28 protein-coding genes are annotated in these 25,473 nt (G+C 63.7%); 14 read left to right on the forward strand and 14 right to left on the reverse strand.

Going from position 1 to position 25,473, the window contains the following annotated elements; genetic code table 11:
- The first annotated feature begins 24 nt into the window (after positions 1-24).
- Positions 25-939, forward strand: coding sequence for a LysR family transcriptional regulator (locus tag E1748_RS08920; protein WP_133646726.1), 915 nt, complete (start codon positions 25-27; stop codon positions 937-939).
- Between the two features lie 40 nt (positions 940-979).
- On the opposite strand, the gene E1748_RS08925 is transcribed toward E1748_RS08920, so the two are convergent.
- From E1748_RS08925 to E1748_RS08940, 4 genes are read right to left on the reverse strand one after another with little or no spacing between them, the layout of a single operon-like run.
- A complete protein-coding gene (locus E1748_RS08925) occupies positions 980-1,903 on the reverse strand; it encodes an SAM-dependent methyltransferase (protein ID WP_133646727.1) in 924 nt (307 codons plus the stop codon).
- A 55-nt stretch (positions 1,904-1,958) separates the two neighbouring features.
- A complete protein-coding gene (locus E1748_RS08930; RefSeq protein WP_133646728.1) occupies positions 1,959-2,417 on the reverse strand; it encodes a DoxX family protein in 459 nt (152 codons plus the stop codon).
- Entirely contained in the window at positions 2,414-2,737 is a 324-nt protein-coding gene (locus tag E1748_RS08935) for a DUF3861 domain-containing protein (RefSeq protein WP_133646729.1), read from the reverse strand. Before E1748_RS08935 ends, E1748_RS08930 begins: the two co-directional genes overlap by 4 nt.
- Before the next feature lie 16 nt (positions 2,738-2,753).
- A complete protein-coding gene (locus E1748_RS08940) occupies positions 2,754-2,972 on the reverse strand; it encodes a tautomerase family protein (protein ID WP_133646730.1) in 219 nt (72 codons plus the stop codon).
- Between the two features lie 193 nt (positions 2,973-3,165).
- On the opposite strand from E1748_RS08940, the gene E1748_RS08945 reads away from it, so the two are divergent.
- The gene (locus E1748_RS08945; RefSeq protein ID WP_133646731.1) at positions 3,166-4,071 is read left to right on the forward strand and encodes a LysR family transcriptional regulator; all 906 of its coding nucleotides are present in this window, start codon (positions 3,166-3,168) and stop codon (positions 4,069-4,071) included.
- A 54-nt stretch (positions 4,072-4,125) separates the two neighbouring features.
- Here E1748_RS08945 and E1748_RS08950 read toward each other — a convergent pair whose 3' ends face one another.
- Complete coding sequence (locus E1748_RS08950) at positions 4,126-5,082, reverse strand: LysR family transcriptional regulator (protein WP_133646732.1); 957 nt, start codon at positions 5,080-5,082, stop codon at positions 4,126-4,128.
- Between the two features lie 208 nt (positions 5,083-5,290).
- Here E1748_RS08950 and E1748_RS08955 point away from each other — a divergent pair, with 208 nt between their 5' ends.
- The 7 genes from E1748_RS08955 (at position 5,291) to E1748_RS08985 (ending at position 13,135) form a co-directional block, all read left to right on the forward strand.
- The gene (locus tag E1748_RS08955; RefSeq protein ID WP_133646733.1) at positions 5,291-7,021 is read left to right on the forward strand and encodes an IlvD/Edd family dehydratase; all 1,731 of its coding nucleotides are present in this window, start codon (positions 5,291-5,293) and stop codon (positions 7,019-7,021) included.
- A 7-nt stretch (positions 7,022-7,028) separates the two neighbouring features.
- Positions 7,029-7,949, forward strand: a complete 921-nt coding sequence (locus E1748_RS08960; protein WP_133646734.1) for a dihydrodipicolinate synthase family protein — start codon at positions 7,029-7,031, stop codon at positions 7,947-7,949.
- 90 nt (positions 7,950-8,039) lie between these two features.
- Positions 8,040-9,044, forward strand: a complete 1,005-nt coding sequence (locus tag E1748_RS08965; protein WP_133647310.1) for an arabinose ABC transporter substrate-binding protein — start codon at positions 8,040-8,042, stop codon at positions 9,042-9,044.
- Between the two features lie 104 nt (positions 9,045-9,148).
- The gene (araG, locus tag E1748_RS08970) at positions 9,149-10,684 is read left to right on the forward strand and encodes an L-arabinose ABC transporter ATP-binding protein AraG (RefSeq protein WP_133646735.1); all 1,536 of its coding nucleotides are present in this window, start codon (positions 9,149-9,151) and stop codon (positions 10,682-10,684) included.
- Positions 10,685-10,719: 35 nt separating this feature from the next.
- Complete coding sequence (gene araH, locus E1748_RS08975; protein ID WP_133646736.1) at positions 10,720-11,736, forward strand: L-arabinose ABC transporter permease AraH; 1,017 nt, start codon at positions 10,720-10,722, stop codon at positions 11,734-11,736.
- A gap of 105 nt (positions 11,737-11,841) precedes the next feature.
- A complete protein-coding gene (locus tag E1748_RS08980) occupies positions 11,842-12,726 on the forward strand; it encodes an alpha/beta hydrolase family protein (RefSeq protein ID WP_133646737.1) in 885 nt (294 codons plus the stop codon).
- A complete protein-coding gene (locus tag E1748_RS08985; protein ID WP_133646738.1) occupies positions 12,710-13,135 on the forward strand; it encodes a MarR family winged helix-turn-helix transcriptional regulator in 426 nt (141 codons plus the stop codon). Before E1748_RS08980 ends, E1748_RS08985 begins: the two co-directional genes overlap by 17 nt.
- Before the next feature lie 32 nt (positions 13,136-13,167).
- On the opposite strand, the gene E1748_RS08990 is transcribed toward E1748_RS08985, so the two are convergent.
- Genes E1748_RS08990 through E1748_RS09000 form a run of 3 tightly spaced genes read right to left on the reverse strand, consistent with a single transcriptional unit; the run spans position 13,168 to position 15,349 of the window.
- On the reverse strand, positions 13,168-13,770 hold the full coding sequence (locus E1748_RS08990; RefSeq protein ID WP_205965211.1) for a GNAT family N-acetyltransferase: 603 nt from the start codon (positions 13,768-13,770) through the stop codon (positions 13,168-13,170).
- 11 nt (positions 13,771-13,781) lie between these two features.
- Positions 13,782-14,573, reverse strand: a complete 792-nt coding sequence (locus tag E1748_RS08995) for a DUF2182 domain-containing protein (RefSeq protein ID WP_240766424.1) — start codon at positions 14,571-14,573, stop codon at positions 13,782-13,784.
- 8 nt (positions 14,574-14,581) lie between these two features.
- Positions 14,582-15,349 (reverse strand): DUF899 domain-containing protein, encoded by a 768-nt coding sequence (locus E1748_RS09000; protein ID WP_133646739.1) that lies wholly within the window; start codon positions 15,347-15,349, stop codon positions 14,582-14,584.
- 123 nt (positions 15,350-15,472) lie between these two features.
- Here E1748_RS09000 and E1748_RS09005 point away from each other — a divergent pair, with 123 nt between their 5' ends.
- Complete coding sequence (locus E1748_RS09005; RefSeq protein ID WP_133646740.1) at positions 15,473-16,696, forward strand: helix-turn-helix domain-containing protein; 1,224 nt, start codon at positions 15,473-15,475, stop codon at positions 16,694-16,696.
- A gap of 41 nt (positions 16,697-16,737) precedes the next feature.
- Entirely contained in the window at positions 16,738-17,406 is a 669-nt protein-coding gene (locus E1748_RS09010; protein WP_133646741.1) for an NHL repeat-containing protein, read from the forward strand.
- Between the two features lie 114 nt (positions 17,407-17,520).
- On the opposite strand, the gene E1748_RS09015 is transcribed toward E1748_RS09010, so the two are convergent.
- The gene (locus E1748_RS09015) at positions 17,521-18,486 is read right to left on the reverse strand and encodes a quinone oxidoreductase family protein (RefSeq protein ID WP_133646742.1); all 966 of its coding nucleotides are present in this window, start codon (positions 18,484-18,486) and stop codon (positions 17,521-17,523) included.
- Between the two features lie 128 nt (positions 18,487-18,614).
- On the opposite strand from E1748_RS09015, the gene E1748_RS09020 reads away from it, so the two are divergent.
- On the forward strand, positions 18,615-19,067 hold the full coding sequence (locus E1748_RS09020) for a MarR family winged helix-turn-helix transcriptional regulator (RefSeq protein WP_205965212.1): 453 nt from the start codon (positions 18,615-18,617) through the stop codon (positions 19,065-19,067).
- A 194-nt stretch (positions 19,068-19,261) separates the two neighbouring features.
- On the forward strand, positions 19,262-19,459 hold the full coding sequence (locus E1748_RS09025; RefSeq protein ID WP_133646743.1) for a hypothetical protein: 198 nt from the start codon (positions 19,262-19,264) through the stop codon (positions 19,457-19,459).
- Between the two features lie 27 nt (positions 19,460-19,486).
- On the opposite strand, the gene E1748_RS09030 is transcribed toward E1748_RS09025, so the two are convergent.
- A complete protein-coding gene (locus E1748_RS09030) occupies positions 19,487-20,404 on the reverse strand; it encodes a LysR family transcriptional regulator (protein ID WP_133646744.1) in 918 nt (305 codons plus the stop codon).
- Positions 20,405-20,545: 141 nt separating this feature from the next.
- Between E1748_RS09030 and E1748_RS09035 the strand changes: the two genes are divergently transcribed.
- Positions 20,546-21,799 (forward strand): MFS transporter, encoded by a 1,254-nt coding sequence (locus tag E1748_RS09035; RefSeq protein WP_133646745.1) that lies wholly within the window; start codon positions 20,546-20,548, stop codon positions 21,797-21,799.
- 127 nt (positions 21,800-21,926) lie between these two features.
- Here the strand turns inward: E1748_RS09035 and E1748_RS09040 are convergent, their stop codons facing one another.
- From E1748_RS09040 to E1748_RS09055, 4 genes are all read right to left on the reverse strand, one after another.
- Entirely contained in the window at positions 21,927-22,697 is a 771-nt protein-coding gene (locus E1748_RS09040; protein WP_133646746.1) for an SDR family oxidoreductase, read from the reverse strand.
- Positions 22,698-22,744: 47 nt separating this feature from the next.
- On the reverse strand, positions 22,745-23,716 hold the full coding sequence (locus E1748_RS09045; protein ID WP_133646747.1) for a zinc-binding alcohol dehydrogenase family protein: 972 nt from the start codon (positions 23,714-23,716) through the stop codon (positions 22,745-22,747).
- Between the two features lie 51 nt (positions 23,717-23,767).
- Positions 23,768-24,622 (reverse strand): alpha/beta fold hydrolase, encoded by an 855-nt coding sequence (locus E1748_RS09050; protein ID WP_133646748.1) that lies wholly within the window; start codon positions 24,620-24,622, stop codon positions 23,768-23,770.
- Between the two features lie 62 nt (positions 24,623-24,684).
- Positions 24,685-25,380, reverse strand: coding sequence for an alpha/beta fold hydrolase (locus tag E1748_RS09055; protein ID WP_133646749.1), 696 nt, complete (start codon positions 25,378-25,380; stop codon positions 24,685-24,687).
- Positions 25,381-25,473 lie beyond the last annotated feature (93 nt).

Below are 25,473 nucleotides of genomic sequence, written 5' to 3' on the forward strand. Positions count from 1 at the left end.
TCACCTTACGCGCACTTATTGCATATGGACGTCGCCGACCTGAAGACATTCGAAGCCGTCGCCCGGCATGGCAGCATGAACAAGGCGGCTTCCGAACTGCATACCGTTCAATCGAACGTGACTGCGCGCATTCGCGCGCTCGAAGATGAGCTGGGCTTGCCGCTATTCCGCCGCCACGCGCGCGGCGTGATCGTCACGCCGGCGGGGCAGCGCATGCTGCCGTTCGTCGGACGTATCACGCGGCTGCTTGCCGAGGTGCATGCGGCCGTGCAGGACGATGGCGCACCGTCCGGTTCGCTGACGCTGGGCGCGCTCGAAACCACGACCGCATTGCGTCTGTCGCCGCTGCTGACCGAGTTCGCGAAGGCATGGCCCGACGTCAGGCTCGTGGTCAGTGCGGGCACGACGCGCAGGCTCGTGCAGGACGTCGCCGAGTACCGGCTCGAGGGCGCGTTCGTTGCCGGTCCGATTGATCATCCCGATCTGCATCAGGAAGCGATCTACACAGAAGAACTGGTGCTGGTCGCGAACCCCGGCGTGCGCACGCTGAAAGACTTGACGAAAATCCCCGACCTGAAGACGGTCGTGTTCCAGTCCGGCTGTTCGTATCGTCAGCGGCTCGAAACGTTTCTGTCGGGGATGGGCATCGTCGCGGTGCGACCGCTCGAATTCGGCTCGCTCGATGCGATCGTCAGCTGCGTGTCGGCGGGTGTCGGCGTGACGCTGTTGCCGCTGCCGATCGTCGAACCTGCTCGCGACGCGGGCAAGATATCGATCCACAAGTTGCCGCGCGAAGTCGCGCGCGTGCAGACGCTGTTTATCCGCCGCCGCGATGCGTATGTGTCGAGTGCGATGTCGGAGTTTCTGGAGATGGCGCGACGTCTCTATCGCACGTCGAATGCGAAGCCAGTGTCTGCAACAGTGAGAAAGGCGGCGTGATCGCACTGATCCGCCGCCCGATGCGAGCAATGCAAACGGCTTAAGCAGGTTTGCGCGCGACGACTGTCGGGAACATGCGCGCGCGATCGTCGATGAACGTCATCTCGGTGAAACCCGCGGCTTCAAGTTGCGCACGCGTTTGCGCCTGCGTGCGGAACGCGCTCCACTTCGCCTCGATGATCTTCACGAACAGCAGGTGCTGCAACCCGAGCAGCGCGGGCGTCACAGCGCTCATGTCCCACGGCGACTCCGGCGACAACATCGGCGGCGGCGTCAGGAAGCTCGTCACGAGCCGGCCACCCGGCTTCAGCGCATCGAAGAACTTGCGATACAGCGCGGTCACGCGTTCGTCGTCGGGTTCGTAGATGTTCAGGCCGTTGCTGGTCAATACGTCCGCCGCGCCGTTCAGATCCATCTCCCATGCATCCGCATGACGCAGCGTCAGTTGCTGCGCGAGGCCGCGTTCGGTCGCGAGCGAACGTGCGCCGTCGAGCGCGCGCTGATCGAGATCGACACCCAGCAGCGTGGCATCGGGACATGCTGTGTGATCGAGCAGCAGCAGATCGCCCATCAATCCGCCCGGCACCGACGCGAGCGCGATGCCCGGCTTCAGCATCGCCTGCACTTCGCGACGGAAGATGCCGAAGCGCTCGCGCGTCGCAAGCACCGCAGGCATCTGTTCGAAGACCTGATATTCGAGGTCCGACACTTCACCGCGTTTCAGCGTGCCCGGTACGTAGGTCACCAGACGATGCGTCCAGTACGCATCGAGCCCGCGATTGACGAGCAGAAAACGGCCTAGTTCGAACGATGCGAGCTGGTCGACAACGGCAAGCTGCTGCTCGACCGTCGCGCCGGGCAGATCGCCACCGGCGCGCAGTCGCGCCTTCGCGGCCTCGGCGGCCTGTTCGTACGAACGGTCGGATTGGTCTTCGTGAGAAATCAGTCGATCGGGAGAGGTCATCGGCGGTGTCGTCGCTTTTCGAGATAAATCGTGATCATAGCCCGGTGGCGTGTATTCACGCAGCCGTCCGCGCTGGCCCGTCCAGCGCGTAACGCCCGCTGCCCTTGACCGCAAAATACAGCGCGACGAATCCCATCAGCACCGGATACTCGATGCCGCGATCGATCCACGGCCACGTCGGTCCGAGCACGTAGCTGATGCCGATCATTTCCGCGCAGAAGAGCAGCGCAACCGCACGCGTGCGAAAGCCCACCACGAGCATCAATGCGCCGACCGTTTCGAGCAGCATCACGAGGAACGCCGCCTGCGGTGCGAACGGCAGACCCATGCCGTTGCGGATCAACGCAATCGACCCGGCCATCGGATCGGCCATCGACCCATGCGATACCCGGAGCAGCTTCGGCAAGCCGTGCGTGAACAGGATCACGCCGAACGCGACGCGCAGCAGCGCGTAGAACGCAGGTTCGCCACGCTCGATCAAGCGGCGTAGCGTGGGGCGTGTGTCGTCGTTCATTGCGGTGTCCGTTGTCGTTTCGAAGTAGCGGCCGCAGCCGCAGCGCGCGATCTCAGGTTGCCGAGCAATATGCGTATTGCCGGCTGAATGTCGGCGAACAACGGATCGTTCCGGTGTGCCTGCGCAACGTGGCTCAACAGCTTGATGCCGAGCGCGAGCGCGTTTGCGTCGTCCGCCGTGAACCCGGTGCCGGCACCGATGCGCTCGACGATCGCGAGCAGATCGTCGGGATGCCGGACTTCGAACATCAACGACGCATGCTCAGGATCATCGAGCGGTTCGACACGGATGCGGAAACGGTGACTGTCGTTCGGGTTCACGGCGTGGTTTCTCCGCTTACCTCGACTTCGGCGGAAGCCCCATTTTTTCGAGCGTTAGTGTTTCGTCGGCGCGTCCCCAGCCGCCGTCGGCGACTTCCTCGACCAGCACCATCGAATACGGACGCGCACGTTCGCCGAAATACTCGACGAACATCGCGGTCGTGCGATGGATGATCTCTTCCTTGCGGGCGGCATCGATGGTTCCTTCGGGAAACTTGAAGTTGGCGAACGGCATGGTTGTGTCCTTCAGTAGGTGGCTGACAGGAACCTATTGTTGTCGTGCGGGCCGCGTAGATAAATACCGGAGGATTGCGAATTCAATTCAACGGGGCTCAATAATCGACGTGCGCATACGTGGGGGTTCGCGTGCTACGGCGGCGATAAATGGTGATAGAGTCAGCCGCACCCCATACTTCCGACACCGCGCCATGGACCGTCTCGACGCGCTCCAACTCTTCACTCGCATCGTCGAAACAGGCAGCTTCAGCCGCGCTGCCGACATGCTCGACATTCCGCGCGCGACCGCGACCCACGCGATCAAGCAACTGGAAGCGCGACTCGGCACCACGCTGCTCGAACGCTCGACGCGGCAGGTGCGCGCGACGCTCGACGGCCAGGCATTCTATGAACGCTGCGTGCACGTGCTCAGCGAACTCGACGATGCCGAAGCATCGTTGCAGCACGTCGCATCGAATCCGCGCGGCGTGTTGCGCGTTGACATGCACGGCACGCATGCGACGCGGATCGTGTTGCCGCGCATCGACGATTTCCGCAGTCGGTATCCGGGCATCGATCTGGTGGTCAGCAGTGGCGACCGGTTGGTCGATCTGGTGCGCGAGGGCGTCGACTGCGTGATTCGCGGCGGCAATCCGCGCGACTCGACTTTGGTCGCAAGAAGGCTCGCGATGATCCCGCAGGTGATGTGCGCGAGCCCCGAATATCTCGCGTACTTTGGCGTGCCGCGTCATCCCGATGAATTGCCGTCGCACCAGGCAGTGCGTTTCTTTTCGAGCGCGGGCGGCGTCGATTATCCGTTCGAATTCGTTATCGACGGCGAGCTTCGTAAGTACGAGATTGGCGGCTGGATGGCGGTGAACGATGCGGAGAACAACGTTGTGTGCGCGCTGCGTGGTTGCGGTCTGATCCAGATTCCGCGTTTTCACATCGAAGATGAGTTGCGCGACGGCCGGCTCGTCGAGGTGCTGTCGGAATGGGCGAGCCCGGCGCTACCGATTACCGCACTTTATCCGTATCGACGGCAGGTGTCGCCGCGCGTTCGTGTGTTTGTGGACTGGTTGCGGGGGTTGTATGAGGAGAAGTTCGGCAGCGTGTGACGGCGTCGCCCTACGTAAACAGATCGGCGAACGACGAACGTCACAAGCACCCCCTCACCTCTGCGGCCCATCCCCATAAGCCATCCCCGCCGCCGTCCGCAACGCCTCGATCATCAACAGCCCCGCAGGCGACAGCGCACGATCCGTACGCGTGATGATCCCAAAGTCATCCATGTGACACGGCAACGCGAGCGGCAGTATCGCGACCATCCCGAACGACGCGTAATACCGCGCGACCTCCGTCGCCAGCACCGCAAACATGTCGGTTTCCGCAAGCAGTCGCGTAAGCACGAGCAGCGCACTCGTCTCGACGATGTTCGTCGGCGGCACGAGACTATCGCGCTGAAACATCAGCTCGAACCGGTGCCGCAACACAGTGCCGGCCTGCGGCACGATCCACGCAGCGTCGCGCACATCGCGCAGACTTAGGTCTGAAGCACCGATCAAAGGATGATCCGGCCGCGCAACCGCACACACCGGTTCGCTCGATAGCGGTTCGTAATGCAGCTGCAGCTTGTCGTGCTCGGCCGACAGTCTCCCCACCACCAGATCGAGCTTGTCCTGCGAGAGCCGTTCGAGCATCACGTTGCTGTTCTCGACTTCCAGCGCGATCCGCAGTCCCGGATGCTTGCGCTTCAACTGCGCGACCGCCGACGGCAGCACGCGCGTCGCCGGCGACGTGATCGCGCCGACCGCAACGTGACCCAGATCGCCGGTCCGTACCGCGAGCACTTCCTTGTGCGCCTGGTCGAGACTGCCCAGCACCGCGCGCGCGTGCCGGATCATCACCTCGCCGTAGACGGTCGGTCGCATATTGCGCGGCAGCCGCTCGAACAGATCCACGCCCAGCGTTTCCTCGAGTTCGCGCAGCAGTTTCGACGCGGCGGGCTGCGTCATGTTCAGCGCATCGGCGGCGCGATGGATGTTGCCCAGCTCGGCGATCTCGACGAGCAGCAGCAGTTGACGCGGCTTGAGCCTCGTGCGGATGTACCAGGGGGGCGCGGTGCTCATAGGGTTTATATCAATGCTGGAATGGATATCGATACTGCCGGAATTTTCATTGGATTGGTATTGGGCCTACTCCTACACTCTCTGCGTCCCTGCCGTCACGACAAGACGCCCATGCGGCTTCGCGTAACGGCCCGCCGCCCAGAGCTGTGCGTCGTCGCTGCCGACCCGACACCGTCACGACGCCGCAGACTTCCTTCAAAAAGAAACCATGCCGGAATCGAAACCCAAACTGCGGTCCACCCAATGGTTCGGAACCGCGGATAAAAACGGCTTCATGTATCGAAGCTGGATGAAAAATCAGGGCATCCCCGATCACGAATTCGACGGGCGCCCGATCATCGGAATCTGCAATACGTGGTCCGAGCTGACGCCGTGCAACGCGCACTTCCGCAAGCTCGCCGAACACGTGAAGCGCGGCATCTTCGAAGCCGGCGGTTTTCCGGTGGAATTCCCGGTGTTCTCCAACGGCGAATCCAATCTGCGGCCGACCGCGATGCTCACGCGCAACCTCGCGTCGATGGACGTCGAGGAAGCGATTCGCGGCAATCCCATCGATGCGGTCGTGTTGCTCGCGGGCTGCGACAAGACGACGCCCGCGCTGCTGATGGGCGCGGCGAGCTGCGACGTGCCGGCGATCGTCGTGAGCGGCGGTCCGATGCTCAACGGCAAGCTCGACGGTAAAGACATCGGTTCGGGTACGGCCGTATGGCAACTGCACGAGTCGCTGAAGGCCGGCGAGATCGATCTGCATCGCTTCCTGTCGGCTGAGGCCGGCATGTCGCGCTCGGCGGGCACCTGCAACACGATGGGCACCGCATCGACGATGGCGTGCATGGCCGAAGCGCTCGGCGTCACGCTGCCGCACAACGCAGCGATTCCGGCGGTTGATGCGCGGCGCTACGTGCTCGCGCACATGTCGGGCATACGCATCGTCGACATGGCGAAGGACGGGCTCACGCTGTCGAAGGTGCTGACCCGCGAAGCGTTCGAGAACGCGATTCGCACGAATGCGGCGATCGGTGGCTCGACTAATGCGGTGATCCATCTGAAGGCGATTGCGGGGCGCATCGGCGTGCCGCTCGAACTCGAAGACTGGACGCGCCTCGGCCGCGATACGCCGACGATCGTCGACCTGATGCCGTCGGGCCGCTTCCTGATGGAAGAGTTCTATTACGCGGGCGGTCTGCCGGCAGTGCTGCGCCGGCTCGGCGAAGCGCAACTGCTGCCGCATCCGGACGCGCTCACGGTGAACGGCAGGACGCTGTGGGACAACGTGAAGGACGCGCCCAATTTCAACGACGAAGTGATCCGGCCACTCGACCAACCGCTGATCGCCGACGGTGGCATCCGCGTGCTGCGCGGCAATCTCGCGCCGCGCGGTGCAGTGCTGAAGCCGTCGGCGGCGACGCCCGAACTGCTCAAGCATCGCGGTCGCGCGGTCGTGTTCGAGAACCTCGAGCACTACAAGGAACGCATCGTCGACGAGTCGCTCGACGTCGACGCGAATTCGGTGCTCGTGATGAAGAACTGCGGCCCGAAGGGTTACCCCGGCATGGCCGAAGTCGGCAACATGGGCTTGCCGCCGAAGCTGCTGCGTCAGGGCGTGAAGGACATGGTGCGGATCTCCGACGCGCGGATGAGCGGCACCGCGTACGGCACCGTCGTGCTGCATGTCGCACCCGAAGCGGCAGCCGGTGGCCCGCTCGCGGCTGTGCAGGACGGCGACTGGATCGAACTGGACTGCGAGAACGGCGTGCTGCATCTGGACGTCGATGCGGACGAAGTCGAACGCCGGATGAAGTCGCTTGCACCGCCGCCGCAAGGACAGGGCGGCTATCGCCAGCTATACGTCGACCATGTACTGCAGGCCGACGAAGGCTGCGATCTCGACTTCCTCGTCGGCATGCGGGGCGCCGCTGTGCCGCGTCATTCTCATTGATCCGCTTATGACTTCTCCCCGCTATCAGGGCATCTTTCCGGTCGTGCCCACGACCTTCGCGGAATCCGGCGCGCTCGATCTGGACAGCCAGAAGCGCGCGGTCGATTTCATGATCGACGCCGGTTCCGACGGCCTGTGCATCCTCGCGAATTTTTCCGAGCAATTCTCGATCTCCGACGACGAGCGCGAAACCATCACGCGCACCGTGCTCGAACACGTCGCGGGCCGCGTACCTGTGATCGTGACCACCACGCACTACGGCACGAGCGTCTGCGCGGCGCGCAGCAAGCGTGCGCAGGAGACGGGCGCGTCGATGGTGATGGTGATGCCGCCGTATCACGGCGCGACGTTCCGCGTGCCCGAACCGCTGATCTATGAGTTCTATGCGCGCGTGTCGGATGCGGTCGACATTCCCGTGATGATCCAGGACGCGCCCGCGAGCGGCACCGTGCTGTCGGCGGCATTCCTCGCACGCATGGCACGCGAGATCGAACACGTCGCGTACTTCAAGATCGAAACGCCGGGCGCCGCGAACAAGCTGCGCGAGCTGATCCGTCTCGCGGGCGACGCTGCCGAAGGACCGTGGGACGGCGAAGAAGGCATCACGCTGCTGGCCGATCTGAACGCCGGTGCAACCGGCTCGATGACGGGCGGCGGTTTTCCCGACGGCATTCGCCCGATCATCGTGGCGCATCGCGAAGGCCGTCACGACGATGCGTACGCGCACTACCAGAAGTGGTTGCCGCTGATCAATCACGAGAACCGCCAGGCGGGCCTGCTCGCGTGCAAGTCGCTGATGAAGGAGGGCGGGGTGATCGCGTGCGAGTTGCCGCGTCATCCGCTGCCCGCGATGCACCCGGACACGCGCCGCGAACTGATCGATATCGCGCGGCGGCTCGACCCGCTCGTGCTGCGATGGGGCAAGTAGCACGATGTAAATGCACCGCCCGATGACGTACCGAAGGACGCACTAAAACAACCTCGATTCAAGGAGACTCAGATGCAGTCAAAGAAAAAGATGAACCCCGCGCTTCGCCGCCTGACCCTGTCGGTGCTGGCCGCCGCGACGCTCGCGATTCCGCTGGGCACGTCGCTGTCCGTGCACGCCGACGAGCCGCTGAAGATCGGCTTCCTCGTGAAGATGCCGGAGCAGGCATGGTTCATCAACGAGCAGAAAGCCGCGACGGCGCTCGGCAAGCAGGACAACTTCACGGTGATCAACATCGGCACGCCGGACGGCGAGAAGGTGCTCGGCGCAATCGACAATCTCGCGGCGCAAGGCGCGAAAGGCTTCGTGATCTGCGCACCCGACGTGCGTCTCGGACCGGCCATCCGCGCGCGTGCGAAGAGCTACAACATGAAGTTCGTGACCGTCGACGACCAGCTCGTCGATTCGTCGGGCAAGGCGCTTGCCGATGTGCCGCACCTCGGCATGTCCGCGTTCAAGATCGGCAATCAGGTCGGCCAGGCGATCTCCGACGAGATGAAGAAGCGCGGCTGGAAGCCCGAAGAGGTCGGCGCGCTGCGCATCACCGACTACGAACTGCCGACCGCGAAGGCACGCACCGACGGCGCGACGCAATCGCTGCTCGCGAACGGCTTCAAGAAAGAGAACATCTTCGATGCGCCGCAGAAGACGACCGATGACGAAGGCGGTTTCAACGCGGCATCGCCGGTGCTCGCACAGCATCCGAACATCAAGCTGTGGGTCGTCTACGCAATCAACGAGGAAACCGTGCTGGGCGCCGTGCGCGCAACCGAACAGCTGCACATTCCGTCGGCCGACGTGATCGGCGTCGGCATCAACGGTGCGGGCGAAGCGTTCGCCGAGTTCCAGAAGAAGGAACCGACGGGCTTCTACGGCACGATCGCGGTCAGCTCGACGAACCACGGCAAGGAGAGCGCACAGAACCTCGTCGACTGGATCAAGACGGGCAAGCAACCGCCCGCCGACACGCAGACCACCGGCAAGCTGATGGTCCGCAGCAACTGGCAGGACGTGCGTAAAGAACTGGGTATTTAAGTGGGCTGAAGCATGATGGGGGCGGGCGCATGCGTCCGTTTTCCCGCGAACCAGACGACGCCGCGCAGCCGATGCGCGGCGTCGTTGCAATCGATGGGTGAAAGATGAACGTTCCGGCAAGCGAGGAACAGACGGGCAGCGACACGTTGCGCAACGAGCAGACGCACATCGCGCTCGACGGCATTACGGTGCGTTTCCCCGGCGTGCTGGCGCTCGACAAGGTCGCGCTCGACGTGCGCGGCGGCGAAGTGCACGGCTTGATGGGCGAGAACGGCGCGGGCAAGTCGACGCTGCTGAAGGTGTTGTCGGGTGTGAATCATCCCGACGAAGGGACGTTGGTGCTGAACGGTGTCGAGCGAAAATTCGCGGCGCCGAAAGACGCGATCGATGCGGGCATCGCGATCATCTATCAGGAACTGCATCTCGTACCGGAACTGACAGTCGCAGAGAATCTGCTGCTCGGCGCGTTGCCGCATCGTCTCGGCGTGCTCGACGAAAAAGCGCTGGTGCGGCGCGCAGTCGATGCACTCGACCGGCTCGGCGAGACGATCGATCCGGGCCGCAAGGTCAAGGAACTGCCGATCGGTCAGCGGCAGATGATCGAGATCGGCAAGGCGCTGATGCGCAACGCGCGCGTGATCGCGTTCGACGAACCGACCAGCTCGCTGTCGTCGCGTGAGACCACGCAGCTGTTCAAGATCATCCGTGCGCTGAAGGCGGAGGGCCACGCGATCGTCTACGTCACGCATCGTATGGAAGAAGTGTACGAACTCTGCGATCGCGTGACGGTGTTCCGCGACGGCCGGCGGATCGACACGCTCGATGCGCAGGGCGGACTCGATCGCGACCGATTGATCAGCTGCATGGTCGGTCGCTCGATTAACGACGTGTACGGCTACCGGCCGCGCGAAACCGGCGATGTACAGCTCGAAGTGACCGGACTGATGGGACCGGGGCTCGCGGAGCCGGCGTCGTTCGTCGCGCGCAAGGGCGAGATCGTCGGGTTCTTCGGGCTCGTCGGCGCGGGTCGTTCGGAACTGATGAAGCTGATCTACGGCGCGGTCAAACCGACCGCCGGCGAGATCGTACTGAAGAGCGAGAAGCGCCGCTTTCATTCGCCGCGCGACGCAGTACGCGCGGGCATTGCGTTGTGTCCGGAAGATCGCAAGCAGGATGGGATCGTCGCGATCGCGTCGGTCTCCGACAATCTGAACATCAGTTGCCGCCGACACTTCAGCCGCTTCAACGTGCTGAACCGGCGCCGCGAAGCACGCGTGACGACGGACTACGTGAACCGCCTCGCGATCAAGACACGCGACGGCGACACGAAAATCGGCACGCTGTCGGGCGGCAACCAGCAGAAGGTGATCCTGTCGCGCTGGCTCGCCGAAAAAATCGACGTGTTTCTGATGGACGAGCCGACACGGGGCATCGACGTCGGCGCGCGCAGCGAAATCTACGGCCTGCTGTACGGACTCGCCGACGAAGGCCGCACCGTGATCGTCGTATCGAGCGACATGGCCGAGGTGATCGGCATCGCCGACCGCGTGCTGGTGATGCGCGAAGGCCGCATCGTCGGCGATCTGCCGCGCGCGCAAGCCACCCCCGATGCATTGATCAAGCTCGCGCTGCCGCGCTGACCGGCCGCAAGAGCAATAGCAACAGGAACAGACACATGCAAACGCAATCGACAGGCCGCAACGGTACGGCCTCCACTTCCTCTACGGTCGCGACTGGGAGCAGCACACGCGCGTCGCGAACGTGGAACCTGATCAACCGCTCGGGCATCGTGATGGTGTTCATCATTCTGTTCGCGGTGCTGTCGTTCACGGTGCCGGACTTCACGAGCGCGCGCAACATCCAGGGGCTGCTGCTGTCGGTCACGCTGATCGGCTCGATCTCCGTCACGATGATGTTCGTGCTTGCGCTCGGCGAAGTGGACCTGTCGGTCGCATCGATCGTCGCGTTCTCCGGCGTCGTCGCGTCGACGCTGATCACCGCGACGCATAGCGTGCTGCTCGGCGTGGCCGGCGGCGTGCTCGCGGGCGGCCTGGTCGGGCTCGTGAACGGCGTGCTGGTCGCCGGCTACCGGATCAATTCGCTGATCGTCACGCTCGCAATGATGGAAGTGGTGCGCGGGCTCGCGTTCATCACGTCGAACGGCGATGCGGTGATGATCTCCGAGGAACGCTTCTTCGGTCTGGGCGGCGGGTCGTTTCTCGGCGTGTCCTATCCGATCTGGAGCAACATCATCGGCTTCGTCGTGTTCGGCTTCATTCTGAACCGGACCGTATTCGGCAAGAACGTGCTCGCGGTCGGTGGTAACAGCGAGGCTGCGCTGCTCGCCGGGCTGCCTGTGAAACGGATCAAGATCACCGTGTTCGTGCTGCAGGGGCTTGTCACCGGTTTTGCCGGCGTGATGCTCGCATCGCGGATGAGTCTCGGCGATCCGAAGACATCGGTCGGTCTCGAACTCGGCGTGATTTCCGCGTGCGTGCTCGGCGGCGTGTCGCTGACAGGCGGCGTCGCGACGATCTCCGGCGTGATCGTCGGCGTGCTGATCATGGGTTCGGTGCAGGACGCGATGAGCCTGCTCAACGTGCCGACGTTCTATCAATACCTGATTCGCGGCGGCATCCTGCTGCTCGCGGTGCTGTTCGACCAGATCCGCCGCAACCGGCGCGGCGGTTAAGCCCGCACATTCCACTGCAGTCGTTCGAATCTATCCTCGGTTCGAATGATTGCGATTCGTTATTTCGCATGCTAAATAATATACTTCGCATGCGAAATAACGATCATGACCTCGACAACCCACTCCGTTCACTGTTCCGACGGCTTCATGCTCGAAGCCACCGTCCATGCCGCTGGGCAGCCGGCGAAAGCGGTCGTGCAGATCAATCCGGCCACGGCCGTCACCGAGCGGATGTACTTCCCGTTCGCCGAGTATCTGGCCGCGCAGGGTTTCGACGTCGTCACGTACAACTATCGCGGCATGCGCGCAGGCGGCCCGCATCCGAAGTCGGTCGACGCTGGCTTTATGACGTGGGCCGATCAGGACGTCGACGCCATGACGCACTGGGTTGCCGAACGCTACCCGGACATTCCGCGTCTCGCGGTCGGCCATAGTTTCGGCGGCCATGCGATCGGCCTGTGCGACAGCAGCCGTCTGCTGTCCGCTGCCGTGATGATCTGTGCGCACGCGGGGTGCCTGCGGTTCATCCGGCCGTTCGGCGAACGGCTGCGCGGCGCGCTTTTTCTGAAGATCATCGGACCGCTATGCGCGCGGACGATCGGTTTCCTGCCGGGACGCAAACTCGGCTTCGGCGAAAATCTGCCGGGGCAGGTTATGCTGGAGTGGTCCCGCTGGACGAGCTTGCCGCGTTACTTCTTCGACGATCCGCGTACGCGCGCGCTCGAACGTTTTCGCGGGCAGCGGTTGCCGGTGCTGTCGCTGGGTATCGACGACGATCCGTGGGCGCCGCCGGAAGCAATCGATCTGCTGGCACGCGAGCTATCGGGCTGCGCAGTCGACCGCAAGCAGTTAGGGCCGGCGGATAGCCGCGGTCAGACGGTTGGGCATCTCGGTTTTTTCCGTCGGCATCATGCGGACACGTTGTGGCCCGTCATTACGCAATGGCTTGAACGACACATCCCGAGTGAGCGACATGGCGCAAGACCGTAGATATGTGTTTCTGTTGAACACCGCGCAGAAGGCGTTGCAGCGCTATCTGGAGCGGCAGGTCAGCGAGCAGTCCGGAGCGAGCGTCGCGCAGGCGGCGGCGCTGTTCGTGCTGCAGCGCCAGGACGGCGCGTTGAGCGGCGAGGTCGCGGTCGCGCTGGATATCGCGCCGTCGGCGATGACGGGACTCGCGGACCGGATGGTGAAGGGCGGGCTAATCGAACGGCGCGCGGACGAGGACGATGGGCGCAACAGTCGTTTGTGGCTGACGAAGGCGGGTCGCGCGGCGGCGGTGTCGGCGACGAAGCAACTTGGGCCGCTCAATGCAAAGCTGACCGATGGGTTCGACGATCGTGAGCTTGAGGTGGTGTGTCGCTGGCTTGCTGCGGTGCGTGAGCGGTTTGGGAGTTAGGTCGCGCGACGATGCGTGTCTGTCCTTCCGGGTCAGATGCGCGACCGCTGCCACTCTTTTCTGAGTAGCCCGTACACCCACGTATCCGATACGTCGCCATCCACGATGCAATCCTCTCGCAGCGTACCTTCGTGGACAAATCCGAGCTTCTCCAGCACGCGGGCCGATGCGCTGTTGCGCGTATCGGCTTCGGACTGGACACGGTTCAGGTCCAGTGTATCGAAAGCCCATTGCAGCACGGCGTGTGCCGCTTCGGTCGCGAAGCCATGGCCCCATGCGGCGTCGTCGAGACAGTAGCCGAGCTTCGCGCTGCGATAGTCCGGATTCCATTGGCCCAGACTGCACCAGCCGATGAAAGCACCGTCCGCGACACGCTCGATAGCGAGCCTCGCGCCCGTGCCTTCCTGTTCGATCTGCCCGCACATCGCGATGAAGCGTTCTGCCTGCGCGCGCGTCTTCCAGGGCGGCGTGTCCCAGTAGCGCAATACGCGGGCGTTGCTTTGCAGCGCGAAAATGGCGTCCGTATCGGCTTCCGTGAAGGCGCGCAGTAGCAGGCGAGAGGTATGCAGCGTCGGCGTTGCTAAAGACATGGGTGCAGGCCGTTGGAGAAAAGGTTGCGGCGGTTCGGTCACCACTGTGAGAAGCATCATACGACACCGATCAATCGCGCGATCATGAAGAAGCCTACGCCGATCGCGACGATACCGGTCGCGTGCGCGACACGCTCGCCCGCCGGCAGGAGACGTTCGGCTGCGATGGCCGCGGTGACCAAAGCCATTGCGCGTAGATCCATCATCCCGACGGCAAGCAGGACTGCCGTGGGTCCCGCACAGCAACAGACGCAATGTAGCCCCATGCGCAAACCGTATTGCCATGCGCTGCGGGCGTCCGTGGTCGTGCGCTGATCGTCTCGCCACGCATGGCGGCAACACGCGAGCCGCCGCGCCTTCCACGCAGTGAACTGACCCGCGCCAGCGATCAGCACGACGCCAGCGGCCCCAATCGGCACGACGTGCGCGAGCCTCGGCGCATGCATGACGAGCGCGGCCAACGCGACGCCCAGCGGAAACACCGCGATGCCGAACGCGGCCCACACCGTGAGGTACGCCATGCCGACGTAGACGGTCCTCCGGTTCGCGTGCGTCTCGCAGGTCGCTCGGTATCGCCACAACGTCGGCGCGATGACGGGCAACATCATCGCCGTCATCATCGCGATCCACATCCGCACGAACGACACCGCAGCGTCGATCCACGTTCGCCCGCACATGCGTGTCCACATCGGCGACATTGTCCAGCCGCTAGGCATCGGCATGTCGCTCATCGTGGACATCGACGTGTGTGCTGCGAACGTCGCGACCAGCGCTGCAAGAAGCAGCAGCGCCATTGCGACGACGAAGCCACGACCTGACCCTACGCGCACGAATCCGACGCGGTTCATCGCACGCCTTACCGCTTCGCGTATTCGTCATGCCGACGCCACCACACACCCGTCTCGTTGCGTCCCTTCGGCGCGTGATCGAGCCACTGATACATCCCCCACAACCCATCGAGTCCGCGCGCGAAAGTCGAATACGTGTGATACACGACACCGTTTTCGAGCACGAACGCGCTCAAGCCCGGGCGATCGCGCGAATACGTCGATGCGTCGGTGCCGCACGTGGCCGCGAACTCGACGACGGGCGGCGGTACCGGCGTCGCATCCATCGCGTGACCGCCGCGCTGGTAGTTGTAATCGATCGAGCCGTCGCGTTGCTGCTGCTCGGTGAACGACACGTTGAAGTCGAAATTGAAATCGCTGCCGACCGACGATGCCCACGGAAACGTCCAGCCCATTCTCTGCCGGTATTCGTGCAGCTTCGCGAACGGCGCACGCGATACGGCCGTGAGCATTACGTCGTGATTCGCGAGATGCACGGCAATGCCGTCGAAGCCGTCCGCGATCGCCGAGCACGACGGACATCCCGCCTTGTAGTCGGGGCCGAACATGAAGTGATAGACGAGCAGCTGTGAGCGTCCCGCGAACAGATCCTTCAGCGATACGTTGCCCGTGCCGGTCTCGAATCGATAGGTCTTGTCGACGCGAACCCACGGCAACGCCTGGCGTTGTTGAGCGAGTGCGTCGCTGCGTCGCGTGAATTCCTTTTCTGCTTCGAGCAGGTCGAGCCGTGCGGTCAGCCATGCTTCGCGCGTGGTGGTGGGATGCGTGGTCGTCATGTGTTGCTCCGTTCGGTTAAGTCGTCATTCGCATGGTTTGCAAGGCGACGGACGTTGAGGGGTCGTGTGTTAGATTAGTTCTCGACCTCGAACGGTGGGAGTGACAAGTGTGGCGGGATTCCGATGGACTCGCTGATCAACGCTGCAGCGCATGCGCTTGCGTCGGGTGATCCGCTCGGCGCGCTGAATCGCGTGGCGTTGCGCGACGATGCGCCGGCGCTCGCGCTGCGCGGCATCGCGATGGCGCAACTGGGCGATCTGGATCGCGCGAAGACATTGCTGCGCCGCGCCGCGCGTGCATTCGGTCCGAAAGAGGCGGTGGCCCGCGCACGCTGCGTTGTCGCCGAGGCCGAAGTCGCGCTCGTATCGCGCGATCTGAACTGGCCTGTCAAAGCGCTCGATACTGCACGCACGACGCTCGAAGCGCACGGCGATCGCGTGAATGCTGCGCATGCGCGATATCTGGAAGTCAGGCGTCTATTGCTGATCGGACGTCTCGACGACGCCGAACTGATGCTCGACGGTCTTGCGTCCGCCGGCCCTCTGCCGCATGCGTTGAGCGCTGCGCACGAACTGGTCGTCGCGGGGATCGCGATGCGGCGTCTGCGTACGCAGTCCGCACGCGCCGCGCTCGAACGTGCCGCACACGCGGCTCGCCGCGCGGGCATCGCGGCGTTGTGCGCGGAAGTCGACGACGTATCGCACATTCTGAATACGCCCGCCGCACGTCTGATCTCGCAAGGTCACGAACGGCTGCTGTTGCTCGACGAAGTCGAAGCGCTGCTCGAGTCGACGGTACTGGTCGTAGACGCATGCCGTTACACGGTGCGCGATGCGCACCATACGGTGTCGCTCGCACGGCGGCCAGTGTTGTTCACGCTTGCCCGCGAGCTGGCGCAAGCGTGGCCTCACGATGTGTCGCGCGACACGCTGATCGCGCGTGCATTCAGGACGAAGCATGCCGACGAGTCGCATCGTGCGCGGCTGCGTGTCGAGATCGGCCGGTTGCGTGCGATGCTGCGGCCGCTCGCACGCGTGAATGCGACGCCGCGTGGCTTTGTGCTGCTGCCCGCCGATGCGCAGGAAGTCGCCGTATTGGCGCGGCCCGTAGAAGAAGCGCATGCGACGGTGCTCGCGTTTCTCTCCGATGGCGGTTCGTGGTCGAGTTCGGCGCTCGCGCTGGCGCTCGGCACGAGCCAGCGCACCGCGCAGCGTGCGCTCGACGCGCTGGCGGCCACGGACAAGGTGCAGTCGTTCGGTCGCGGACGGGCGCGTCGCTGGACTACGCCGCCGGTGCCGGGATTCGCGACGACCTTGTTACTCCCCGCTCCGCTGCCGGGCGATTAGGATGGAATCATTCATCATCCACCATCGAAGAGGACCGGGACATGAAACGATCGCCAGCAGAAATCATCCGTGAATATGGGCCTTTTCCGGGCGTCGACTTCGTGCACGGCGTCAGCTACGACGGCCGGCAGATGTGGATCGCGACCGGCGGCACGTTGAGCGCGCTCGATCCCGCGAGCGGCGAGACGCAGCGTTCGCTCGACGTCGCCGCACATGCGGGCACTGCATTCGACGGCCAGCACCTGTTCCAGATCGTCGAGAATCGCATCGAGAAAATCGATCCGCAGACCGGCGACGTGCTCGCGACGATTCCATCACCTGGAGGAGGCGGCGACTCGGGGCTCGCATGGGCCGAAGGGACGTTGTGGGTCGGGCAGTATCGCGAGCGGAAGATTCATCAGATCGATCCCGCGACTGGCAAGATCCTGCGCACGATCGAATCGAACCGCTTCGTGACCGGCGTCACGTGGGTCGACGGCGAACTGTGGCACGGCACGTGGGAGGGTGATCAAAGCGATCTGCGGCACGTCGATCCGCGTTCGGGCAACGTGCTGGAGAGTCTGGACATGCCGGACGGCACCATGGTGTCGGGGCTCGAGTCCGATGGCGGCGAGCGGTTTTACTGCGGCGGCGGAAGTAGCGGGAAGGTGCGGGCGATTCGCCGGCCGCGGAAGGATGCCAAAGGTGCCGCTGGTTCCACGGGCGAGTAAGCAGACACGTCGTGTGTGCGGCGCGAGGCAACGAGCGGCCGCACATCCGTCGCGCGCCGCTGTCGTGGAGTGACAGACGTGCGCGTGCCGCGCTGTATGTTCGCATGACGTGTATCACGGCCGCACACCGGTCGTGAACACGGTCCGCGCTGAACTTTCGTTATCGGCCCAGTGCTGTTCGACCTGCGATAGCGGCACCGCTTTCGTCGCGATCCTGAAGCCGGATGGAACCGTTGCGCGGAGCAATTCCCCGATTGCTTTCACGATGCGCGGTAGCGGAATGCTGCCGATCCCGCTGCCCATGAGTTCGATCGGCGATGAACGCAGTACGGCGCTCGGCAGCGTGATGGCGGGTGCACTGATGGCGCCGATCTGAACGAAGCGGACCGCCACTGCCTCTGCTGCTGCTTTCGCGGCAGACGCCAGCAACACCTCCGCGCTGGGTCCCCACAGGTAATCGAGTACGACGCCGACACCCGCATGGAAATGGGCCTCGCATTCGCTTGCGAGCCTTTTCCCGTCTTGCGTGAGGTCGATCGTCGCGTCGGCGCCGATCGTTCGCAGAGCGGCCAGCGCTTCCGCATTCCGGCCGGTGGCAATGACTTTGCTCGCGCCCAGGTGTTTCGCGACCTGGACTGCGAGCCGACCCGATACGCCCGTCGCGCCGTTGATCAGCACCGTCTCGCCTTTCACCAGTTTGGCTCGCTCGACCAGCGCGGCCCATGACGACATACCCGGGATCGCGATGGCTGCCGCCGTCACGTCGTCGAGTTCCGCCGGCAACGGAACGCAGTGTGTGCTCTTGACGACGCAGTATTCGGCCATCCCGCCATACGGTGCTTCCGGTAGAACGAAATAGACGCGCGTGCCGTCCTCGCGCGTACCCGTGCCGTCGACACCAGGCACGAAAGGAAGCTTGCCTGACGCGCTATAGTGCTTGCCCGATGCGCGACTCTTCGTGACGTGGCTCAGTGCGGACGCAGCGACGGCGATGCGTGTGGTGCCTTCGGCCGCGGACGGCTCGGCGAAATCTTCATAGACCGGCGTTGCACCGGATTCCTTAACGAGTGCTGCTTTCATGCGTGCTCTCCTTTGCGAGGCAGGGATGGCGATGCAGCCAGGACAAGATGCTGAAGCGTACCGCACGGCTCACCGAATATGCGTGTATTATACACATATAATGAAATTGCCCCAGGAGTCGAATTGCGATGAGGAAGGAGATCCGCGAGTTACGCGAAGCGATGCTGGATCTGACCGGCGTCATCAATCGGCCGCAGCCCGACGCAGCGCTGATCGAGGCGGCAGGTGTCGACCTGGACCGCGCGCTGTTTCCGCTGCTGGCCCGAATTGCGCGGCTGGGGCCGCTGGGTATCGTCGAACTTGCCGAACTGGCGGGGCGCGATTACAGCACGGTCAGTCGGCAGGTCGCGAAACTGGAAAGCCTGGGGCTGGTTGCGCGTTGTCCGAGTCCCGAAGACGGGCGCGTGAAGGCGGCAATCATCACGGAGCAGGGACGCACGATGACGCGGTCGCTGGATGCTGCGCGCCAGAAGCTGATCGAAAAAATGCTCGTCGATTGGGAGCCCGACGACGTGCGCACGCTTGCGCATCTACTGCGCAGATTTGCAGACGATGCGCTAAAGTGGGTCGGGACGTTGTAGGGTTTTCTCGACGCTGCAGATCGGCATGGCTGCCGCCGCATCGCGCGGTTTATGCGGCTACGCAGCCTCGACAAAAAAAAGGCCAATTACCGCGAAGGCTTCTTCGCTTTCGCTTGAGCTTTCGGTTTCGCCCCAGCCATCGTGCTCTTCGCCGAAGTAGCCACCGGATTCCGTTCGAAGCAATCGGCAGGAATGTGGGCGACGCGCAGCGCAGCGGCGACGCGTTGCTCACGCACCTCGACACCGGACTCGCGCAGCAAACTGCCGCCGCGCAACGCGCACTCGATACCGCGCATGCGACGTGGCAGCAGGATGCGCCGCTGCGCGTCGATATGCAGCAGGCGTTCGCGCAACTGATGCAGACGTTGCGCAACCTCGGTCAACGAAATTAGCCGCGTGATGCTATATCAACCCGCCGGTCAACCCGCCGTGGCACCGGTGAGTGCCGCTATCCGCGCACGCAGCAGAGGCACCACGAAGTTGATGAACGCACGCAGCTTCAACGGCAGCGGCGCTTGCCCCTTGTGCACGAGACTGATTGGCAGCGGCGCCGATTCGAACGCATCGAGCACGATGCGAAGCGCGTTGTCGCGTACCGCGTCTGCGACCTGGTAGGACAGCACGCGGATCAATCCCGCTCCCAGAAGCGCGGCTGTAATCGCGGCCTCTGCCGTATTGACTTCGAGCCGCGAACGCACGGGCACGGACACCTCTGCCTTGCCGGACCCGAAAACCCAAGCACGCTTTGACGCAAGGACCTCGAAGGTGATGCACTCGTGCGCGGCGAGATCACGCGGTTTGGCCGGCACGCCATGCGCGTCCAGATAGTCCGGACTCGCACACACGACACGACGAACCGTCCCGACGCCCGCCGCCACGAGCGTGCTGTCGGGCAACTCGCCGATGCGGACCGCGACGTCGGCCTGCTCTTCCATCAGATGCACGACGCGATCCGTCAGCACGAGGCGCACGTTGATCTCCGGATACTGCGCGAGAAATTCCGTGATCACCGGCACCACGTGCAGGCGTCCGAACACGATCGGTGCCGTGACGACGAGTTCGCCTTTCGGCGTGGTGTACTCGCCGGTCGCGGCACGCTCGGCTTCGCCGATTTCTTCAAGAATGCGTCGGCAGGCGGCCACGTAGGACGTCCCGGCTTCCGTCAGCGAAAGCAGTCGCGTCGTCCGATGCAGCAGACGGGTCTTCAGATGGGACTCCAGTTCGCTGACCTTGCGGCTGACCGTCGGCAGTGGCACACCGAGCCGGCGCGCGGCAGCCGACAGACTGCCCGAATCGACCACCGTCACGAAGATGGACATGGATTCGACAAGGTTCATGGGCCTACCAGATAATGAAAGAATGATTCTTGATCGTGCGGGATTCTCTTTATAAATGCAAGCGCATAACCTTGGGCATCGACTCCCGGATCGCAGCGTGTCGCTACCGATCCGGGGACATTCAAGCCCAAGGAGAATGCCGTGAGCGCTCTACCCACCTCAGCTAACCCGCCCGATAATCCCGCCGCACCCGCCGTCGCATCACGCGGCAAGATCGTCATGATGGCCATCATCGCCGGAGCGGTGATCACCAACGTCTATTGCATCCAGCCGATTCTGCCGTTGATCAAGACGGGCCTCGGCGTCGATCTGGCGACAGTCGATCTGATCGCAGCTGCAGCGTTGCTCGGCTTCTCTACCGGACTGGGGTTGCTGTTGCCGCTCGGCGACCGCTTCGACCGGCGCAAGCTCGTGCTCGGCCAGATCGCACTCGCGTTCGTTTTCGGCGTCGCAGCGGTGGTCTCGCCCGGCATCTGGACACTGATCGCGGCTTCGTTCGGGCTGGGCGCGGTCAGCTGCGTGCCGCAGCAACTCGTGCCGTTTGCCGCCGTCATGTCGCGGCCGACGGAGCGAGGGCGCAACGTCGGGACCGTCGTCAGCGGCATCATGGTCGGCATCCTGCTGGGTCGCACGATTGCCGGCGTGGTCGGTGCGACGTATGGCTGGCGTGCGGTCTACGGCCTTGAAGCGGCATTCATGGTGCCGGTGTTTATCGGCGCCGCTGTGCTGCTGCCGCGCGGCGTGCCGTCGACGAATCTTTCGTATGGCCGGCTGCTCGCTTCGCTGTGGCCACTGGCGCGGGACAACGCGCCGATTCGCCAGTCGATGATCGTTCAGGCGCTGCTGTGGGCCTGTTTCAACGCGTTCTGGGTCAATCTGGCGGCGCTGCTCGCGAGCGGACCGTGGCATCTCGGCAGCGCGTGGGCGGGCGGCTTCGGCATCATCGGCGCAGCCGGTGCGTTTGCCGCGTCACTGGGCGGCCGCGCATCCGACCGGCTCGGCACGCGCGCGGTCATCGGCGTGAGCATCGGCATCGTCACGCTTGCGTACGTGCTGCTTGCCGGCGCGAACGCGTCGATCGCTTTCCTCGTGATCGGCGTCATCGTGCTCGATATCGGCGTGCAGGCCGGACTGGTGTCAAATCAGACGCGCGCGTTCGCAGTCGATCCGAAAGCGCAGGGGCGTATCAACAGCCTCTACATGACCGCCACGTTCTTCGGCGGTGCGGCGGGGACCGTGGTCAGTGGCTGGCTGATGGCGCACTTCGGCTGGATGGGGATCGTCTTCTTTGGTATCGCGCTGGGGATCGCCGCCGCCGTCATTCATGCGCTCGGCGCGCCTCGTGAGGCCGGCGCGGCAATCAACGCGCGCGGCATTGCGTCGAACGTGGATTGAAACAAGTAGTGGCGAAGGGGGCAACCCGATCTTTGTTGAGTCGGGTTGTCGCCGGGTTTGAAGCTGCTGCACCGCGAGTCTCGCAACGTACAGCAGCAACAACCCGCACGCATTCAGCGCGACGCGGTCAGATCGATTTAACCTCGCCGCCATCCATCCGCAACGTCGAACCCGTCATCCACTTCGCAGCCGGCGACACGACGAACGCGATCAGCTCGGCGATTTCTTCCGGCTGACCGTAACGGGAAATACCCGCTTCACGCGGAAACTTCTCGGTCGCTTCCTCGACGCTCATGTTGTGCAGCGGCGCCCAGTGTTCGAGGTACGACTGACGTCGACCCGTCATCACCGGACCGGGCAGCACGCTGTTGACCTGCACGCCGTCACCGATACCGCGATCCGAAAACGCTTTCGCGAGCGCGACGATCGCCGCGTTGATCGTGCCGACCGCCGCATACGGCGCCTTCGGAAACAGCGCGGAATTGCCCGACATCAGCACGACCGATCCAGACGTTTCCTTCAACGCGGGCCACGCCGCGATCGTCAGACGACGCGCGCCGTGCAGCTTCAACGCGAGGCCGGCGTCCCATTGTTCGTCGGTCATTTCGAGCACGTCGATCTGCGGTACTGCACCGGCGATGTTCAGCAGCGCGTCGATCTGTCCGAATGCCGCGAGTGTCTGGTCGACTACCTGCTGCGCCGCTTCAGGCTGCGACAGATCGAGATCGAGCACGAGCACTTCGGCGCCGGCTTTTTTCACATCGGCAGCGGTCTGCTCAAGGTTTTCGCGGTTGCGCGCGACAACGACGATCGCGGAGAAATCTTTTGCGAGGCGGATTGCCGTTGCGCGTCCGATGCCCTGGCTTGCACCGGTCACGATGGCCACTTTCTTCGACATGACGTTGCTCCTTGAATGAATTCGAATGAGTTAAATGAATGGAGCGCTCAGTGGACGACTACCATCTTGCCGCCCGCTTCGTTGGCTTCCATCACGCGATGCGCTTCGCGAATCTCGTCGAAGCCGAACACACGCGACGGTTTCGCGTTGAAGCGGCCTGCTGCGATGTCGGCGGCGATCTGCTGCAGCGGTATGTCCGACACCGGAAAGCCCGGCGTACCGAACACGAAGCTGCCGAAGAACGTCAGATAAACGCCGCTCGCCATTTGCAGCAGCGGATTGAAATCGGCGATCGGCGCGAGGCCGCCGAGCCAGCCCGCGAGGCATGCACGACCGCCACGCCGCAGCATCGCGAGCGAATCGAGAATCGTGCTGTTGCCGACGAGATCGAGCACCGCATCGAGCTGCTTCGTTTCGGCGAGACGCTTCGACAGGTCGGGGCCTTCCAGTTCGACTCGGGCCGCGCCGAGATCGCGCAGCATCGCGAAGCGTTTTTCGCTGCGCGTCGTCGCGATCACAGTCGCGCCGGCATTCACTGCGAGATTAACCGCTGCCTGTCCGAGCGACGACGTCGCGCCGCGAATCACGATGGTCTGTCCGCTCGTCAGTTCAAGATTGCGGAACAGGCAGGTCCACGCGGTCGCGTACGTTTCCGGCAGTGCCGCGAGTTGCGCCCACGACAGATCCGATTCGATCAGCGCGACGTTCGACACCGGTGCGCGCGTGTACTCCGCATAGCTGCCATTGATCGTCCGGCCCAGACCGCCCATCAACGCAGCCACTTTCGCGCCGACCGGAAATTCGCCGCCGGGACACGACTTCACGATGCCCACGCACTCGATGCCGCTCACTTTCGCGGCCTCGGCCCATTCGCCGCGACGCATGTGCATTTCGGCGTGATTGATGCCGAACGCCTTGATTTCGATCACGACGTGACCGACCAGCGGTTCCGGTTCCGGCAGATCGGTATAGACGAGGCTGTCGAGGCCGCCGAACTTATCGATCACGATGGCTCGCATGAAAACTCTCCTGGTGTTGTGCGGGCCTGTCGAGCCCGCGCATCCATATGTTTAACGGGGCAGAAACTCTTTGATCGCAGCGGCGATTTCAACCGCATGCGTTTCGAGCGCGAAGTGTCCGGTGTCGAGGAAACGCACGACCGCATCGGGGATATCACGCTTATACGCTTCGGCGCCGGGCGGCAGGAAGAACGGATCGTGTTTTCCCCACACGGCGAGCAGCGGCGGCCGGTGCGTGCGGAAATAGTCCTGAAACTCGGGGTACAGCGCGACGTTGCTCTTGTAGTCGCCGAACAGGTCGAGCTGGATTTCGTCGGCACCGGGACGGGCCATATAGAAGTTATCGAGCGAATAACCGTCGGGCGATATCGCCGTCGTGTCGGGCACGCCGTGCGTGTATTGCCATTGCACCGCTTCCGGCGCGAGGAAGCCGCGCAGCGCATCGCGGTTCGCCTGCGACGGATCGCGCCAGTACGCCTGGATCGGATTCCAGCCGTCGCTCAAACCCTCTTCGTATGCGTTGCCGTTCTGCGAAATGATCGCGGTGATCCGCTCCGGATGCTTGACCGCGAGACGGAAACCCGTCGGTGCGCCGTAGTCGAACACGTAGACCGCGTAACGATCGAAGCCGATCACTTCGGTGAAGCGGTCGATCACGCTCGCGAGGTTGTCGAACGTGTACTTGAACGTGTCGCGCGACGGCATATCCGAGCGGCCGAAGCCCGGCAGATCCGGCGCGACGATATGAAAGCGGTCGGCGAGCAGCGGAATCAGATCGCGGTACATGTGGCCCGAACTCGGGAAGCCGTGCAACAGCAGTAGCTTTGGTGCACCGGCGTTGCCGGCTTCGCGGTAAGCAACGTTGAAGCCGTCGACGTCGGTCTGGCGATAGTGAATGGTGGACATGTGAGTTCTCCTGGAGGATTCGATGACGTTGGGTGATGGCGAATGCTTAACGTGCTGAAACCTTAATGTGCCGAAACGGCGCGTACTGCTTCGAGCACGATGTCGATGACCTGATCCGGTGCGGTCACGCTGGGCGTGTGATCGACGTCGTGCGAGCGCACGTGTGCGTTCATCCGCTGGGCCATGAAATGCTGCGTGTCGGGATTGATCATCCGGTCCTGGCCGGCGACGAGGTACCAGCTCGGCAGGTCTTTCCACAGCGGACGACCGAGCGCGATGCCGATGCATGCCGCGGCGATCGGCCGTTGAGTCGCGGCGAGCACCGTGAGTTCTTCCGGCGTCGCGTGTTGCGCGAACGCGGTGGCAAACGCGTCGTGCGGCAGCCAGATCAGGCCGTGCGCGTCCGGTGCGAGCGCAGGGGCCTGCGGATGCGCGGTGCCGCGATAGAACACGTCGGCGACCGTTTCGCCTTCGTCCGGTGCGAGCGCCGCGATGTACACCAGTGCCGCTACCTTGTCGCTGCGGGTCGCGCCGATCACGGCGCCCGCATACGCATGCCCGACGACCACGACCGGCCCGTCGACACGTTCCAGCGTGCGATCGAGTGCGGCGACGTCGTCGTCGAGCGTGGTCAGCGGCAGCGGCGCCGCGACCGCTTCGATACCTTGCGCGGCCAGCCCGCTGATCACCTTGCTCCAGCTCGAACCGTCCGCCCATGCGCCGTGCGCCAGTACCACTTTCACATTGCCTGAAGACATTTCCCGCTCCTTTGGTCGAAACACAGAAGTAACCTCTAAATTCGTTGAATGAAGGTTACTTATCGGTGATGTAACTTGTCAAGTGCTTTTTTG

It is taken from the genome of Paraburkholderia flava, from assembly GCF_004359985.1.
GTDB classification, from domain to species: domain Bacteria; phylum Pseudomonadota; class Gammaproteobacteria; order Burkholderiales; family Burkholderiaceae; genus Paraburkholderia; species Paraburkholderia flava.